Source organism: Rhodococcus sp. DK176 (assembly GCF_038447315.2).
Lineage (GTDB): Bacteria > Actinomycetota > Actinomycetes > Mycobacteriales > Mycobacteriaceae > Rhodococcus_F > Rhodococcus_F jostii_A.
The window spans coordinates 7,531,527-7,547,852 of record NZ_CP118321.2 but is presented as its reverse complement, the minus strand read 5'-3'; the positions used below and the strand labels follow the sequence as shown (position 1 = coordinate 7,547,852).

Annotated in this window: 14 protein-coding genes and 1 pseudogene; 8 read left to right on the top strand and 7 right to left on the bottom strand. The window is 67.7% G+C overall.

Translation table 11 applies throughout. The features are described from left to right. Positions 1 to 91: 91 nt before the first annotated feature. Positions 92 to 1,228: a serine hydrolase domain-containing protein gene (locus PSR88_RS35155; RefSeq protein WP_011598666.1), complete on the bottom strand. Its 1,137-nt coding sequence runs from the start codon at positions 1,226 to 1,228 to the stop codon at positions 92 to 94. Positions 1,229 to 1,353: 125 nt separating this feature from the next. Here PSR88_RS35155 and PSR88_RS35150 point away from each other — a divergent pair, with 125 nt between their 5' ends. Continuing rightward, positions 1,354 to 3,081: an ATP-binding cassette domain-containing protein gene (locus PSR88_RS35150; RefSeq protein ID WP_050787440.1), complete on the top strand. Its 1,728-nt coding sequence runs from the start codon at positions 1,354 to 1,356 to the stop codon at positions 3,079 to 3,081. A 38-nt stretch (positions 3,082 to 3,119) separates the two neighbouring features. On the opposite strand, the gene PSR88_RS35145 is transcribed toward PSR88_RS35150, so the two are convergent. Further along, the gene (locus PSR88_RS35145; protein WP_011598664.1) at positions 3,120 to 4,712 is read right to left on the bottom strand and encodes an HD domain-containing phosphohydrolase; all 1,593 of its coding nucleotides are present in this window, start codon (positions 4,710 to 4,712) and stop codon (positions 3,120 to 3,122) included. A gap of 192 nt (positions 4,713 to 4,904) precedes the next feature. On the opposite strand from PSR88_RS35145, the gene PSR88_RS35140 reads away from it, so the two are divergent. From PSR88_RS35140 to PSR88_RS35125, 4 genes are read left to right on the top strand one after another with little or no spacing between them, the layout of a single operon-like run. Next, positions 4,905 to 5,990 carry a dihydrodipicolinate reductase gene (locus PSR88_RS35140; RefSeq protein ID WP_011598663.1) on the top strand — a complete coding sequence of 362 codons (1,086 nt, stop codon included), beginning with the start codon at positions 4,905 to 4,907 and terminating at the stop codon, positions 5,988 to 5,990. A 58-nt stretch (positions 5,991 to 6,048) separates the two neighbouring features. Continuing rightward, positions 6,049 to 6,405, top strand: a complete 357-nt coding sequence (locus PSR88_RS35135; RefSeq protein ID WP_016880192.1) for an ArsR/SmtB family transcription factor — start codon at positions 6,049 to 6,051, stop codon at positions 6,403 to 6,405. Continuing rightward, positions 6,402 to 6,878 (top strand): SRPBCC family protein, encoded by a 477-nt coding sequence (locus PSR88_RS35130; protein WP_011598661.1) that lies wholly within the window; start codon positions 6,402 to 6,404, stop codon positions 6,876 to 6,878. Before PSR88_RS35135 ends, PSR88_RS35130 begins: the two co-directional genes overlap by 4 nt. A 15-nt stretch (positions 6,879 to 6,893) precedes the next feature. Further along, on the top strand, positions 6,894 to 7,517 hold the full coding sequence (locus tag PSR88_RS35125) for a dihydrofolate reductase family protein (protein ID WP_016880191.1): 624 nt from the start codon (positions 6,894 to 6,896) through the stop codon (positions 7,515 to 7,517). 5 nt (positions 7,518 to 7,522) lie between these two features. On the opposite strand, the gene PSR88_RS35120 is transcribed toward PSR88_RS35125, so the two are convergent. From PSR88_RS35120 to PSR88_RS35105, 4 genes are read right to left on the bottom strand one after another with little or no spacing between them, the layout of a single operon-like run. Continuing rightward, complete coding sequence (locus PSR88_RS35120) at positions 7,523 to 9,508, bottom strand: 5-oxoprolinase/urea amidolyase family protein (RefSeq protein ID WP_011598659.1); 1,986 nt, start codon at positions 9,506 to 9,508, stop codon at positions 7,523 to 7,525. Continuing rightward, complete coding sequence (locus tag PSR88_RS35115) at positions 9,505 to 10,161, bottom strand: urea amidolyase associated protein UAAP2 (RefSeq protein ID WP_011598658.1); 657 nt, start codon at positions 10,159 to 10,161, stop codon at positions 9,505 to 9,507. The genes PSR88_RS35120 and PSR88_RS35115 overlap by 4 nt, the downstream gene beginning before the upstream one ends. Next, positions 10,158 to 11,003, bottom strand: a complete 846-nt coding sequence (locus PSR88_RS35110; protein ID WP_011598657.1) for an urea amidolyase associated protein UAAP1 — start codon at positions 11,001 to 11,003, stop codon at positions 10,158 to 10,160. The genes PSR88_RS35115 and PSR88_RS35110 overlap by 4 nt, the downstream gene beginning before the upstream one ends. A gap of 1 nt (position 11,004) precedes the next feature. Continuing rightward, a complete protein-coding gene (locus tag PSR88_RS35105; RefSeq protein WP_016880190.1) occupies positions 11,005 to 12,549 on the bottom strand; it encodes an amino acid permease in 1,545 nt (514 codons plus the stop codon). 220 nt (positions 12,550 to 12,769) lie between these two features. Here PSR88_RS35105 and PSR88_RS35100 point away from each other — a divergent pair, with 220 nt between their 5' ends. Then, complete coding sequence (locus PSR88_RS35100; protein ID WP_009480158.1) at positions 12,770 to 13,477, top strand: TetR/AcrR family transcriptional regulator; 708 nt, start codon at positions 12,770 to 12,772, stop codon at positions 13,475 to 13,477. Positions 13,478 to 13,594: 117 nt separating this feature from the next. Here the strand turns inward: PSR88_RS35100 and PSR88_RS35095 are convergent. Then, positions 13,595 to 14,901, bottom strand: a pseudogene (locus tag PSR88_RS35095) (IS110 family transposase); the annotation flags it as partial. A 74-nt stretch (positions 14,902 to 14,975) separates the two neighbouring features. Here PSR88_RS35095 and PSR88_RS35090 point away from each other — a divergent pair. Both PSR88_RS35090 and PSR88_RS35085 read left to right on the top strand, forming a co-directional pair. Beyond that, the gene (locus PSR88_RS35090) at positions 14,976 to 15,371 is read left to right on the top strand and encodes a hypothetical protein (protein ID WP_016880189.1); all 396 of its coding nucleotides are present in this window, start codon (positions 14,976 to 14,978) and stop codon (positions 15,369 to 15,371) included. Next, complete coding sequence (locus PSR88_RS35085; protein WP_016880188.1) at positions 15,368 to 16,180, top strand: ATP-binding protein; 813 nt, start codon at positions 15,368 to 15,370, stop codon at positions 16,178 to 16,180. The genes PSR88_RS35090 and PSR88_RS35085 overlap by 4 nt, the downstream gene beginning before the upstream one ends. Positions 16,181 to 16,326 lie beyond the last annotated feature (146 nt).

The window sequence follows — 16,326 nt, the reverse complement described above, 5'->3', positions numbered from 1 at the left end:
TGCCCTCATCGATACCGACTGCCGAAGAGCCCGACTCCGGAGACCAAAGACGTACCTGATCCGGACGGCAACAAGCCTTTTCATCCGGTCTCTATGACGGAGGCGCCGGCCAGGGATGATCGGGGCTGACGATCTTCACGATCTCGGCGAAGAAGTTCCACACGCCCAGCGGGTCGACGTTCGTATTGACCAGCATTACCACCGTCTTCCCTTCAGGCGGAAGGTAATACGCGTAGGTCTGGTAGCCCGCGATATTTCCGTTGTGGCCGATCCAGCCGTTCTGGTTCTCGACTCCAAGCCCGTACAGCGAACCCGCACCTTCCGACGGCGCCGGCTGAAATTGCTCCCGCTCGCGTTGGGTTGCCGGCGAGAGCAACGTTCCGGTCGCCAAGTCGCGCACCCACCCACGCAGGTCGTCGAGCGTGGAAATCATGTTTCCCGCACCGAATCCCCACGACGGGTTCCAGTCGGTCGCGTCCACCGTCTCCCCGTCGGTTTTTTTCGTGTATCCGTGAGCGTGCGGTGACGGAAGGGCCGCATCGGTCGGGACGGAGGTGTGGCCGAGATTCTCGGGTCGCGTGATGAATTCGTCGATGAATGCGTTCAGCGGCTGGCCGGAGACCTTCTCGACCACGAGGCCCAGGAGCGCGGTATTGGTGTTGGAGTAGTCGAACTCGGTGCCCGGTGTGAACAGCGGTGGACGGCTGAAACTGATCTCGAGCAGTTCCTGGGGTGTCCATTGGCGCTGCGGCTGACTCGGGAGCGCCGGGATCACCACCTCCGAGTAGTCGGGAAGCCCACTGCGCATGGCCGCCAACTGGCGGATGGTGATCGTGTCCCCGTTGGGGACGTCGGGTACGTACCTGTCGATCGGATCGTCGAGGCCGACCTTTCCCTGGTCGACCAGTTGCAGCACGGCGGTGGTGGTGAAGGTCTTGGTTACGCTGCCGACGCGCATGAACAGGTCGGGCGCCATGGGTTCCCCGGTGGCCGTGTCGCCCACCCCGAACGCCTCGGCGTAGGGCGCGGCGCCGTCCTGCCAGACACCGACGATGGCCCCGGGAATCGAGGCGTGCTCCATCGCCGCCGGAATCGTGTCGTCGAGCTGTGCGTCGGGCACGGCTGGTGGAACTGCCGACTCACCGCATCCCACCAGTCCGGTCATCGAGATCGCCAAGACCGCGACGATTCGGCGTCCCGCGAATATCTGTGACACCCCGCTCCCCATCCCTGCCTCCACCATCGATCTGATTGAAGCTTGCCTCATAGGCTTCGACTTGGATCGGTTTTCGGCGCCCGATTTGAGGCAAACGCCCCATGCGACGACGTGAGCGGCCGGCCGATGATCAGGGCATGACAAAGCGAGTTCAGGAATCATCGGTCACGACCGGATCGACATTCGAATCACCGACCGTCGGGCGGGTCGATGCGGTCGACGTGAGCCGGCAGGTCGGGGCACGGCAGATCCTCCAGGAGCTGTCACTGTCGGTCGAGCCGGGCGAGTTGGTCGCCATCGCCGGCGGCAGTGGAGCAGGAAAGAGCACATTGCTGGAGATCCTCGCGGGACTGCAACCACCGTCTGCCGGTGAGGTTCGGCACGACGGCGTCGTTCGCGGTGCCCGAGTCAGCGCCGATTCGCGCATCGGCTACGTGCCCCAGGACGACATCATCCACCTCGAGATGCCCCTGCGCCGCACGCTGCGGTACGCGGCGCGGCTCCGGTTGCCCGCGGGCACATCGGCGGCCGAAGCGAACCGGATAGTCGAGGAGACCATGCAGGACCTCGACCTGGCCGATCGAGCCGAGGTGCCGGTCCGTGCGCTGTCCGGCGGCCAGCGCAAGCGGGCCAGTATCGCCGTGGAACTACTGACCCGGCCACACCTCTTCTTTCTCGACGAACCCACCTCCGGGCTCGATCCGTCGACCGCAGCCGACGTGATGCGCCTGCTGCGCCGACTCAGCCGGCGCGGGGTCACAGTCGTCCTCACGACGCATGAGCCGGCCGGCATCGACCGGTGCGACCGGGTGGTGTTCCTGGCTCGCGACGGCCACCTCGCCTTCACCGGCAGCCCGACCGAGGCTCGGCGCTACTTCGGTGTGGAGGACCTCGCGGACGTGTACGACCGGCTGGCTCGTGAGCACACTCCCCAGATCTGGGCGGAGCGATTCGCGGACAGCGGTGGGACCTCGGAATCCCGGACCGGCTCGGCGCTACCGCCCGTCCTGCCCGTCCCCGCCACCCGTTCAGACGTCGAACGCACCGGCATGGTGCGGCAATGGTGGCTACTCACAAAACGCAATGTCGATGTCCTCCTTCGCAACCGGCTGACCCTGGCGGTGCTGCTCGGCTCACCGGTGCTGGTCACGGCGATGATGGCGACGCTGTTCCAGCGCGGCGCGTTCGATCCGCATGGCGCGGCCGACCTCGGCCCCGCCCAGATCGTCTTCTGGATCGCATTCGCAGGCTTCTTCTTCGGCCTCACGTACGGCCTGCTCCAGATCGTCGGGGAGATGGCCGTCTTCCGGCAGGAGCGCCTGGCCGGGCTCAGTGTCGGCGCCTACGTGGCCTCCAAGGTGGCAGCGCTGCTTCCGGTGCTGGCTGGAGTGAGCGCGCTGCTGCTCGGTGTGCTGCGGGCGCTCGGTCGGCTCCCCGCCGTCGGGTGGGACGTGTCGGCCGTCCTGTTCGTGACGATCGTGATCGAGGCGACCTCGGCGCTGGCTCTCGGCTTGCTCGCCTCGGCCGCGGTCTCCAACGCCGCGCAGGCCGCCCTCGCCCTGCCGATGCTCTGCTTCCCTCAGGTTCTGTTCGGTGGAGCCATCGTCCCGGTTGACGAGATGGCCCTCCCGGGACGCCTGATGAGCCTCGGCCTGTCCAACCGCCACGCATTCGAAGCCTTGGGGCGCGACCTGGATCTCGACCGGTACAGCGCCACCCTGCCGGCCATGTCCGCCTACGGCGACACCTTCCGCGGAGGCACCGGCGCCAGTCTCATCGCGCTCGCCTCATTCGCCGTCGCTCTCATGCTGGCCACCGTGTGGGTACTGGACCGGCGGTCCCGGCCCAGCGCATCCCGTCGATGACGGCCCCACACGGCCGGTCCCGCCAGAAGGCGGATGCTTCACTTCCCCACGACCGCATTGACCGGGAAGCCCACCAGACCCCGGTCGATCGCGGCGAGACTGGCCTGCGTGCGGTTGTTCACCCCGAGCTTGGCGTAGACACGTTCGACGTGGTTGCGTGCCGTTTTCTCGGCGATGAACAGGTCAGCGGCGATTTCTCGGTTCGACCGGCCCTGCGCGACGAGTCGCAGGATCTCGACCTCGCGGTCGGTCAGCCCGGCCGGCCAGGGCGTCCGCCGCGACACCCGTTGCCCCGCCGCCGCCAGCACGGCCGCCACCGACTCGGCGTCGAGGCGTCCGGTGCGCGCCTCCTCTTTCAACCGATCGGCAGCGCCGCGAGGATCGAGCGCCAGCCGGTGCGGACGCGGCTCGAGCAGTCGCTGATAGGCATCCGCCGCGGCAAGCAGCCGATCTTTCGCGGTCAATTCCGCGCCCGCGATCCCCCGGGGAAAGCCGGACCCGTCGATCCGTTCCCGGTGCTTCATCGCGACGGACACCACCGACTCCAAGCCGTTGACCCGGCTCAGTATCCGGCCGGTCAGATCCGGATACATTCGCACCCGTTCCCATTCAGTCGTGGTGAGCGGCCCCTTCTTCTCCCAGATCTGGTTGGACACTCCCATTTTGCCGAGGCTGTGCACGAGGCCGGCACGGTAGAGATGCGTGATATCCGACGGCGACATGCCCAGGTGCCGGGCCGCCCCGGCCACCAGATTCGCGACGCCACGCGAATGCCCCAGGGTGAACGGAGACTTGAGATCGACGAAATCAGCCATGGCCCCGAGTAGCTCGTCACTCTCCTCGGCCGTCAGGGTTCGGTCGCGATCCGGAGCCCGAGCCAACGCTGCGACCCAGACGTCCATTTCGAGCAGCCCGTCCACGATCGCCGCCGCGTCACGTTCGAACACCTCCACCACTGCCGGGCTGAACTGACTGCCGCGCCGGGAACGGAGAACCTCCTTCGCGTGCCCCAGCCCACCCGTCCGCAGGTGCACCTCGACGACGTCTGCCACGTGCGAGATGTGGATCTCGATCGGGATACCCTCTCCGCGACAACCGTTGGGCAACCCCCGGCCGTCCCAACGCTCGAAGACGTACGCCAGCGCCTTTCCGACCTGCCCGTCCAAGCCCATCCGATCGGACAGAACCCCGGCGGAACTGCAATGTGAATGGATCAGCGTGGCGACCCGGCCGCGCGCTGCGACCAGAAAGACAGCGGCCCGGATGCCGCGCTCCCAGCCCGGCAGTCCGCGTCCCACGTGACTCGTCATCAGCCGCAGAAACGGCAGGCCGGTCATGTCCACCGCGTAGGTGTCGGCCCGGAAGGCGATGTCGTCACCGAAGAGCGCCGACAGTTCGTGGGAGTCGGCGTGACAGCCGATCCACCCGACCAGATTGGCGTAGTACACGGTCGCTTGCTGCTCGGGGTCGAGTCCCATCCGCTCCGCTATCCGTGTCGCGATCAAGGACGACCGAAGCATGTGTTCCATCGGTTGTCCCAGACCGAGATCGATCGCCAGCGATACCGCGGCCAGCAGTTCGGCTCTGCTCAGACCTTTTCCCGAGCCGGGCAGCGTCCCGTGCGGGTGCATCTTCCCATTGTCCACCTCAACGTGGCCGGGCCTGGAGCAACTCGAAAAGACAGGTACCCACATACGCCGAACGACCCATGCGAAAGCTCGCAGGTCAACCCCGCCCGTGCGAAGCACCCTCGCACCGGCGGGTCAGGGCATTGCCCCAATTCAGGCAGCGTCGACCTCGCACACTGGGTAGGGTCCGATTCCATGGCCGACCAGGGGAAGATTCGGACAGTGGTGTGGGGCACCGGGAATGCGGGGCGGGCCGCGATCCGCGCGATCGATGCACACCCCGGACTCGAGCTGACGGCGGTGATCGTGGCCAACCCGGAGAAGGTCGGACGCGATGCCGGCGACCTCGCCCGCCTGGGCCGCTCGCTGGGGGTGGCGGGAACCGACGACGCCGACGCTGTGCTCGCGACCTCACCGGGCGCTGTCGTCTACGCCGCGTCGGGCGACATTCGCCCGGACGATGCGGCGGCGGACATCACCCGCGCACTCTCCGCCGGGGCCGTCGTCGTGACCCCGTCGATCTATGCGCTCTACGACCAGCGCAACGCGCCGGCCGAGTTGCGCGACCCGATCGAGGCGGCCGCGAAGTCCGGCGGCGGCGCCCTGTTCGTGTCGGGCGTGGATCCGGGATGGGGCAACGACGTCCTGCCGATCCTGATGACGGGCCTGGCCGGCACGATCGATCAGATCCGTTGCCAGGAGATCTTCGACTACACCACGTACGACCAGCACGATTCCGTGCGATACCTCGTCGGCATGGGCCAACCGATGGACTACGAACCGCCGATGGTCGCGGCGACGGTGCCGACGATGGTGTGGGGCGGCCAGATTCGGCTCATCGCCCGGGCCCTCGGTGTGGAGCTCGACGAGATCCGGGAGACGCTGCTGCGCCGGCCGCTGGACGAGACGATCACCACCGATCTCATGGGCGAGTTCGAGTCAGGCACCCAGGGGGCGCTGCGTTTCGAAGTCCAGGGCATCGTGGGCGGCGAGCCCCTGATCGTCATCGAGCACGTCACACGGATCCACCCGTCGTGCGCACCGGACTGGCCCGTGCCGCCGGACGGCGGGGACGGCGCGCACAAGGTGATCATCGAGGGACGGCCGCGCATCGAGGTGAACGTGGAGGCCACCGACGAGGGCGGCAATCGAGCGGCCGGCGGCAACGCCACCGCGGTGGGGCGCCTGGTCAACGCGATCCCCTGGCTGCGGACGGCCGCGCCGGGGCTCTACGACGCCCTGGACGTCCCGCTCACGCCCGGTCGCGGCAAGCTCGGCTGACACCACCCACGTCAGTTAGCCCTTGCGCTAACTATTGCTGCGGTGAATACTTTGCCTTATGGCTCAGTATCCGGAGCAGCTGAACGGCATCTTCCAAGCGCTCGCCGACCCCACCCGGCGGGCCGTGCTGGGCCGCCTGAGCCGGGGCCCGGCGACGGTCAGCGAACTGGCGAAACCATTCGACATGGCCCTGCCCTCCTTCATGAAGCACATCCACTTCCTCGAGGACAGCGGATGGATCCGGACGCACAAGCAGGGGCGCGTACGGACGTGCGCGATCGAGAAGGAACCGTTCACGGCCGTCGAAGCGTGGCTCGCGGAGCAACAGGAACTGTGGGAAAGCCGCACCGACCGACTCGAACAATTCGTCACCGAACACACCGTCACGGCACACGCAAAGGACACACCGCAATGACCGACACCGCGAGACCCGATCTCGACCTCACGATTTCGCGCATCATCCGGGCACCACGTCCGGTCGTGTGGCGCGCCTGGACCGACCCCGCCAGCTTCGAGCAATGGTGGGTCCCCGCGCCGTCCCGGTGCCGGGTCGTCGACATGGAACTACGCCCGGGCGGGGCGTTCACGACCCGGATCAGTGAGGACGGGGGCGAATTCGTGCCACACATCAGTGGCTGTTTCCTCGCCGTCGACGAACTCGAGCGCATCGTGTTCACCAACTCGCTGGTCGGTGGCTGGCGTCCCGCCGAGCAGCCGTTCATGACCGCGATCATCACGTTGAACGACCATCCGACCGGCACGGAGTACGTCGCCCACGTGATGCACAAGAACAACGCCGACCGCAACACCCACGAAGAAATGGGTTTCTACGATGGCTGGGGCACCGTCACGAAGCAGCTCGCCGAACTGGCCGAGCGACAGGCGTAACGGAGGAGACCTTCCATGCGCAAGATCGTCCTGCAGATGATGACGACACTCAACGGTCGCCTCGACGACCCCGCCGCGTGGGTCCACGACCTCGTCGACGACCAGTACCGCGAGATCGATCGAATCTACTCGACCTTCGCCACGGTGCTGGTCGGGCGCACCACCTACGAGGAGATGGCCGCCTACTGGCCCCGCGCGCTGGCCGAACGCGCGGGGACCGAAACCAACCAGATCATGGCCGAACGGATGAACACCTACCGGAAGCTGGTCTTCTCGCGCTCCGGCGACCACCCGCTGACCGAATGGGCCGGCACCGAACAGGTCGTCGTGGCCACCGACGACGAGCTCGTGACCTACCTCGAGGATCTGAAGAGACAGCCGGGCAAGAACATTCACCTGTCCGGCGGATCCTCTTTCGCACGATCGGTCCTCGCGCTGGGGCTGGTGGACGAGTTCTATCTCTTCGTCTACCCGGTGGTGTCACCGGGCGCCTCCTGGTTCTCGGAGATCTCCGACCAACGTGGCCTCGAACTGGTGGGCACCGAGTCGTACGGCAACGGGGTCGTCGAAGTGCATTACGTGCCCCGGGAACGCGCGGACACACCCAGGCCGGACAGCTTCACCGACATGCTCGCGTAACGCGGTCAGCCCACCGTCGCGAACTCCCCTGCCGCGGACCAGCGTTGCCGCTCGGCGGCGAACGCGACGGCCTGCTCGGCCCGGAAGTCGCCGATCGATTCGGCGTTGGCGGTAAGGAACTGCTGGTGCTCGGCGAGCGAGAACGTGCCCTCCGTGATCTCGATGCCGCCGCCGCGACCGGCCGCGACGTCGGATCGCAGGTCCATCAGCTCGTCCGGTTCGACGGGGTACCAGGAGATCCGGTCGAAGAAGCGCAGCAGCCACGGGGTGCCGTCCTCGAACGGTCCCGACCTCTCGGGATGCCGATGGTTCCACACCTGGGTGGTTCGGCCGACGAACTGGTAGCCGCCCGGGCCCTCCATTCCGTAGATGCACAGGTATGCGCCGCCGATACCGACCGCGTTCTCCGGCGTCCACGTGCGGGCCGGGTTGTACTTCGTGGTGACCAGCCGATGCCGCGGGTCGAGTGGTGTCGCGACGGGTGCGCCGAGGTAGACGTCTCCGAGCCCGAGCACCATGTACTCCGCTCCGTAGACCGTGTCGAAGACGTCGTCGACGCTGCCGAGCCCGTTCATGCGGCGGATGAACTCGATGTTCCACGGGCACCACGGTGCGTCGGAACGGACACCGTGCATGTAGCGCTGGATCGCCTCACGCGTCGAGGGGTCGTCCCACGACAGCGGCATCCGCACGGACCGGCTCGGCACCACGAGTTCGTTCGCCGCGGGCAGCGCGTCCTCCGCCTCGCCGAGCAGCCCCATGAGCTTAGGGATCGGCAGCACGTCGGGGTCGACCCGGACCTGCAGCGAGCGGATGCCCGGTGTCAGGTCGAGGAGCCCGGCGGGCTTCTCGACCTCGAGTCGCTGGTGCAACGCGTGGGCGCGGGCCCGCAGTGCCAGGTCGAGGGTCATGTCGCCGTATTCGACCAGGACGTTGTCGTCGCCGGACCGCCGGTACGTCACGGCGGTCTCGCCGTCGCGCCGGGCGATCACGCCGTCGTCGCGGTCGCCGGTGGTGGAGAAGACCGTCGAGTGCGCCGCCCGCCGCGCGGGACCCAGTGCCCGCGTGGACGCGGCCCGGTCGGCCCTGATCGGCACGAAGCGCACGGCATCGCCGGGCGCCAGTTGTCCGAGCTTCCAGCGTTCCGCCGCGACGACGGTGACGGGGCACACGAACCCACCGAGGCTCGGTCCGTCCGGGCCCAGGAGGATCGGGGTGTCCCCCGTGAAGTCCAGGGCGCCGACCGAATACGCGTTGTCGTGAATGTTGGACGGATGCAGTCCGGCCTCGCCGCCGTCCGTGCGGGCCCAGTCGGGCTTGGGGCCGATCAACCGCACCCCGGTGCGGTCCGAGTTGAAGTGCACCTCGTAGTCGGTCCGGTACAGCGTGTCGATGTCGGCGCGGGTGAAGAACTCGGGTGCTCCGTGCGGGCCCTCGGTGACCGCGATCTCCCAGCGACGGCACAGGGCCGGAACGTATTCGGCGGGGACGGCGGCCGCGCGGGCGCCGGTGTGCTCGCCGACCGCGAGAACATCGCCCTGCCGCAGCGTGCGGCCCTGATGTCCGCCGAACTTGCCGAGCGTGAACGTCGAGGCGCTGCCGAGGAAGTCGTCGACGTCGAGCCCGCCCTGGACGAGTACGTAGATGCGGAGGCCGGGTCCTGCCACCTCGCCGATGTCCAGGACTGCGCCTGCCGGAACCCGTACCGGACGCCACTGCGCCTGCAGCACTCCGTCGACGGTGACCGGCGCGGGCGCGCCCGTCACACACACCACCGTGTCCTCGTCGAACTGCAGTGCGGGACCGGACATGGCGCATTCGATTCCGGCGGCGCCCTCGTCGTTGCCGAGCGCGGTGTTGCCGAGCCGGAACGACAGGTCGTCCATCGGCCCCGACGGCGGCACGCCGACGTGCCAGTACCCGGTCCGTCCGGGGAAGTCCTGCACCGTGGTGAGCATGCCGGGCCGGTGAACGGTGATCTTGGCGCTCATGCCTGCGCTCCCGTCGGCCGGGTCACGATCATCCGAACCGGGGTCGGGTCGAAACCGTTGCAGGGGTTGTTGATCTGCGGGCAATTGGACACCAGCACCAGCACGTCGCGCTCCGCGCGGAGCGCCAGGCGACGGCCGGGTGCGGACAGGCCGTCGACGATTCCGAGCGTGCCGTCGGCGTCGACGGGAACGTTCATGAAGAAGTTGATGTTCGACACCAGGTCCCGCTTGCCGATCCCCCACCGGGATCCTTCGGCGAGGAAGTTCTCGACGCAGGCGTGCTGATGCTTGGTGTGGTGGCCGTACCGCAGGGTGTTCGACTCCTGCGAGCAGGCGCCGCCCACCGTGTCGTGCGAGCCCACCTCGTCGGCGACGAGCGTCATCAGGGCGTCGTGATCGTCGGTGCGGAGGACACTTCCCGTGGTCAGGAACAGGTTTCGCTGCGCCGACACCGTCGCGGCGGCCGAGTAGCGTTGCCGGTGATCGTCGGCCGCGTAGATCAGGGTGTCCACGGCCTGGTTGCCGCACAGGTCGACGATGGTCAGGACGTCACCGGCCACGACGACGGCAGACCAGGGTCCGCGGGCGCCGACTTCCTCGTCCAGGATCACCGTTCCCGGTACCAGCGGTGCGGTCTCGATGGTGGTGGTCATGCCTGCTCCCGTCCCTGGCGCTGCGCTGCAGCCCAGACGTCTTCGGTGTTGAGAAAAGCTCGGTGGTACTCCGGGTCGGCGCCGACGGGCTCCGCCACGTCCACACCGGTCCAGGCGAGCATTTCGAGCGAGGTCGTGTCGTACGTCGGCGACGGATCGAGTGGGTGCGCCGTGTTGGCGATCAGGACGATCACCGGGAGGTGGATCACGAGGTCGACCGCGGTGTCCGCGCCGGCGGATCCGATGCTGCTCAGCGACCCGTCCTCCCCCACCCGCACCCCGTGGAAGAACGACAGTGACGGCGGCAGGTCGCGCCGCTCGAGTCCGTGCTTCGCCGCCGCCACGGTGAAGAGTTCACGACCCCCCGGGGATGCCGAATGCAGGCTGCCGTCACCGTATTTCGCGGTGTTCGAGGCGAGTGACGTGGTGCCGCAGAGGGCGTCGTGCCGCCCGGATCCGTCCGACACGAGCGTCGCGAGCACGCGCCCCTGATCGGAGAGCAGCGGATGTCCCGTGCCCAGGTACGCCTGCCACGGCACCTTCACGGTGTCGGCGACGTTGAGCCGCTCCCACGGCGCGTCGGCCCGGTACAGCAGCAGGTGGGCGCAGGCCCGGCCGGCGAGGTCACGCAGTCGCAGTCGTGTGCCGCGGCCCAGCACCTTCGTGGTGTACCGGCCACCGGGAACCGTCTCCGCCCACGTGAGCTGTGCCGGATCGATGTCGGACGGTGGGGTGGGCCAGGACGACGCCGGGACCACCGGCATCGAGTCGGTGACCACTCCTGACTGGGCACGCGCGTGTTCCTTCGCGGCACTGGTGGTCGAGGTGTCCACTGAGGTCATGTCAGGCTCCGATCGTGACGGGGTTGGGGGTCGTGCTGCCGCGCGGGAAGCACGCGAATCCGAGCGCGACCACGGCGGCGACGGTGACGGGGGCGGCCCACCGCAGGAGGGGGTAGTCGCCGCTGGGGTCGAAGATCTCGGCGCGCGGCCAGGACAGATTGACGACCATCAGCGCGCCGTAGCCGACGGCCAGGATGTTGACCGGAAGGCCGAACCGTCCGAGCGAGAACAGCTTCCGTCCGTCCGCGTCGACCTGCGGTCCTCCGTGCGGCCAGCCTTTCAGCCTGCGCAGCAGGAGCGGCACCGTGACCATCAGGTAGGCGAGGTAGATCAGGATGATGCAGACGCTCGAGAGGGTCGCGAAGATGGCGGAGTTCCCGACGTTGACAGCGAGAATCCCGATGCAGACCAGGCCGATCAGGACCGACGGCGCAATGGGTGTTCCGGTGCGGGTGTTCACCGTCGACAGAATCTGCGAGGCGGGCAGCCGTCCGTCGCGGGCCATCGAGAACACCAGCCTGGACGCCGCCGTCTGGATGGCCAGCGTGCAGACGAACACGGCGATCGCGACGTCGACGAGCAGGAGCGTGCCCCAGGGCGAGCTGAGAATCGACGAGAGCACGTACGGCAGGCCCTCGGCGGCGAGCCGGCCGTCGGTCAGGCTCGGTGCGGCCATCAGCGCGCCGATGATCATGAGCCCACCACCGAGCGCCGACACGGACAGCGCGAGGCGGATCGTGCGCGGAGCGACCCGGCGCGGGTTCCGTGTCTCCTCGGCGAGTTCGCCCGCGGAGCCGAATCCGACCATCACGTAGGCCGCCATCAGACCCGACACGATCCACGCCCACCCGTAGCCGGGTGACGCACCGGCCGTGCCCGTGTCGAACACGACCTCCGGCCCGCGCTGGGCGTGGGTGAGGAACATGCCGATCACCGCGATGACCCCGACGATCTCGCAGGTCACACCGATGTTGTTGATCCGGGACATCCAGTTGACGCCGATGCAGTTGATGAACGTGGTCAGCACGAGGAGGACCGAGCCGAGCAGCACCGCGTTGGCGGCGCCACTCGCGGACGTCAGCGTGCTGTCCTCACCGATGATCTGGAATCCGCTCCACACGTTGGGGAGCACGACCTGCAGGGCGATGGCCGCGGCGGACGCCGTCACCATCTGCGCGAGGATCATGAACCATCCGGCGAACCAGCCGACCACCTCGCCGCCCATCCGGCGTGACCACTGGTAGATCGCCCCCGAGATGGGGTACCGGGCGGCCAGTTCGGCGAAGTTGAGCGCCACCATGAACTGTCCGACGAACACCACCGGCCACGTCCAGAAGAAGGCGGGTCCGGCGAATCCGAATCCGAGCCCGAAGAGCTGGAAGATGGTGGTGAGGATGGAGACGAACGAGAAGCCGGCGGCGAACGACGCGAACTTACCCAGAGAACGGTGAAGTTGCTGCTCGTAGCCGAATTCGCCGAGGTCGCCCGTGTCGTCGACGCCGGTTCCGCCGGACGGGCGGGGAGGTGCGGCCGGCGCGGTCAGCACTTGCGCAGTCCTTGTGGGTGTACTCAAGGGCTTACTCCTTCGGCGAGAGCAATATCTGTCGCTCGATAGTTTTCTCGCGGAAGTGGCTCGGTGGGTGACGCCCGCGTATCCAGATCGCGGCCGGCCGTAACAGCATCGTTGCCTACGTTTCGGGAACATGACGAAACCCTCACTGCGGGTGGAGACCGTCGATTCCCGAGCGACCTGACATCATGGAGCGGTGACCACAGGGCCGGGACGACCCCGACTGACCAGTCAGCGCAGACCAGGGCAGACCACTCCCGAGGAGATACTCGACGCCGCCGGAGAGTTGTTCACCACCAAGGGTTTCGCGGCCACCTCGACCCGGCAGATCGCCGAGATGGTCGGTATCCGGCAGGCATCGCTCTACCACCATTTCCCCAACAAGGAGGAGATCCTGGCGGCGCTCCTCGAGGAGACGGTGTCACCCGCGCTCGCCGCCGCGGGGCGGCTCGCCGACGCCGCCGCGCCCGCCACGGTGCGCCTGCACGCGCTGGCCACCTACGACGTCACGCAACTCACCGCCACCAAATGGAATCTCGGTGCGCTGTATCTTCTTCCGGAACTGCTGACCGATCGATTCGAGCCGTTCCGCGCCCAGCGAACCCTGCTGCGCCGGCACTACCGGCAGCTGGCGGACCAGGCCCTCACGGAAATCACCGACGATTCGGGCGACACCTCCCCCGCCCTGACCGACCTGCCGTTCCGAATAGTCGAGAGCGCCATCGCAACCCGCGCCGACATCGAACGTGGACTACTTCCCGGGCCCGAGAACGAGGGTGCCGCCGGACTCCTCGCCGACGCCTGCCTACGCGCCCTCGGATGGACGAAGCCGATGGACGAAATCCGGGCGAAGTCGCGGGCACTGCTCGCCGAGACGGCGGGCGGAACACCCCTTCGCCTCTGACCGGAAAATGCTGAAGGTGAGTGGCAGGCATAGCATCCGGCGTAGCTTGCGGAGCCGGATCAGGTTGTGAAGGTATGGGTTTGGGTTAGGCGCGGGCGTGACGGTGACGCGGTAGCCGAGGGCGGCGAGCTGGGCGAGGTGGCTGCGAAGCTTGCGTTCGGTGTCGATGTAGCGGGTGTGGTAGTCGGCGCCGAGGTCGTGGAACCGGGCGTTTGCGTCGATCAGCAGATGCCAGACCACGACGAGGATGGAGCGGGCGACGGCGACGAGGGCTTTGAGCTTGCCTCGACGTTTGACTATTCGCCGGTAGCGTTCGCCGAGGAAGGTGTTTGTCTTGGCGGCTGCGGTGGCGGCCTCGCCGAGCACTCCCTTGAGGTAGGGGTTGCCCTTGCCGGTTCGGCCGCCGCGCTAGATCGGCCCGGACTGGATGGTGCGCGGGCACAGTTTCGCCCACGACACCAGGTGCGCGGGCGTGGGAATACTGTCATGTCCGGCCCGACCTCGGCGAGAATGATCTGCGCGGCGGCACGCCCGACGCCGGGAATTTCGTCGAGCCGCTCGATCGTGGTGAGCCCTGACTCGTCGCGCGCGGCGTCCTGGTCGTCGGACGGCACCGGGTCACTGCGCTCGTCGATGATGGTGACCAGCAGGTCGTCGATGCGGGTGGTGAGCCTGGCGATCTGTGCGTTGAGGGTGTCGATCTGGTCGAGCAGCATCCGGGCCAGCTCGGCGTGATGATCGTCGAACCGGCCGGTGAGCGCCTCGACCAGGGCGGCGTGCTTGGCTTTCATCGCGCCGCGGGCCAGACCGGCAAGCCGCCGCGGGTCACGTTCGCCCGCGATCCGTGCCTCCAGCATGTCGCGCACCGATAAGGTGTCCATACGAGAAGCCACCGACGGCACCTTTATCAGCGCGTCCTCGAGCAGTTTCTCGAGCCGTTGCCAATAGCGGGTGCGCTCGCGGGTCAGATCGATCCGCAGCCGGGTGTAGTCGCGCAGCTATCGGATCGGTTGCGGCGGGACGAAACTCGGACGCAGTAGACCTTTCTCGGTGAGTTTGGCTAGCCACACGGCGTCGAGCTTGTCCGTTTTCGGGCGCCCCGGCACGTTCTTCACATCGCGGGCGTTGACCAGCTGCACCGTCAACCCTGCCGATTCGAGCAGATAGAACCAGATCCGCCAGTAGTCCGACGTCGATTCAACGGTGATCTTCTCGATGCCCGCCGCCACCAGTTGCTCGCCGAGGTCCGTAATCGCGGCGGTTGTGGCCGGGGCGTCCCACACCGTGCTGGCCCGCCGGCCTGGTCGTCTCGGATCCGGTGTCCGGGTACATACCCTTCCCGAGGCCTTGGCCACGTCGATGGCACACACCCGCTCGACCACCAGTTCGTGCTCTGCATCGGGAATCTGTCGGCTGATCGGCACCTGCGCCGGGCACGGCCGCGCCGTCGGGATCTACGCCGAAAGACTGCTCGACGATCCGTTGCCCTGGATCTTCGATGCGGGCGGTCTACCGGCTGCTCGGGCTGGTCCGCCGCTACGGGCCCGGCCCGGTCGAGTCCGCATGTTCGACGGCGCTGGATCTGGATGTGGTGTCGGTGAGCAAGATCGCCTCGATGCTCGAACGCGCCACCGAGACCACCACGCCGCTGCTGCCGGCCGCCGGGTCGGCGGCACCGTCCCGGTTCACCCGCGACCCCGCCACCGACAGGACCACACCTGCTACCACCGGGACCAGCATCGCCACCACCGGGACCAGCGTCGCCACTACCGGGACCGGTGTTGCCACCGAAAGGACCACCGTCGCCACTGCCGGGACCGGCGTCGCCACCGAGAGGACCGGGCATCTGACGGTGATCTCCGGCGGCAACACCGACACGAAGGAGACACGATGACCACCCCACCCGCCCCCGCGGGGCCGGTCGATCCGATCGGCGCCGACCTGATCGCCCTCCTCAAAACACTCAAACTCGGCGCCCTCAAGGACACCCTGCCCGAGCGACTCGCCCTGGCCCGCCAGCACCAGCTCAGCCACGTCGCGTTCCTGGAACTGCTCCTCGCCGACGAGGTATCCCGGCGGGAATCACGCTCGGCCACTTTACGGTCGGCGAAGGCCGGTCTGGATCAGTCGATGCGAATCGACACCTGGAACGCCCTCGACGACCTCCGCTACGACCGATCCCTGCTGTCGGATCTGGTTTCGCTGCGGTTCGCCGAGGCCGGCCACTCGGTCCTGGTTCTGGGACCGGTTGGGGTGGGCAAGACGCACCTGGCGACCGCCCTCGGGCACGTCGCGATCCGGCGCCGGATGACGGTGCTCTGCGCCCGCGCCGACAAGCTGTTCGCCCGTCTGCGCGCCGCCCGGCTCGGCCACTCGGTCGAGGCGGAGATGCGGCGCATCGCCACCGTCGATCTCCTGGTCCTCGACGATTTTGCGCTTCGGCCCCTGGACGCCACCGAGACCAACGACTTCTACGAGTTGGTCATGGAGCGCCACCGCCGCAAGGCGACGATCGTCAGCTCGAACAGGGAGTCCTCCGAGTGGCTGTCGATGACCACCGATGCCCTGCTCGCGCAGTCGGCGATCGATCGGCTCACCTCCGCGGCACACACCCTCGTCATCGAGGGACCGTCCTACCGGCAACGCACCCGCCCCGGGCGTGGTGCCATTGACAGTTCAGAAGGCGAGGTCGATGCTCGATGACACCTTCGGGTGGTCCCATGCTCGTGGCAACGAGGTGGTCCCATCACCCTGGCAAGCGACACAAGTCCGCCCACAACCGTTCCAGATCGGCCGGCCGTGGCCAGAACGGCCACGCCATACCGTGGCACCATCACGGGCCAGCGTTG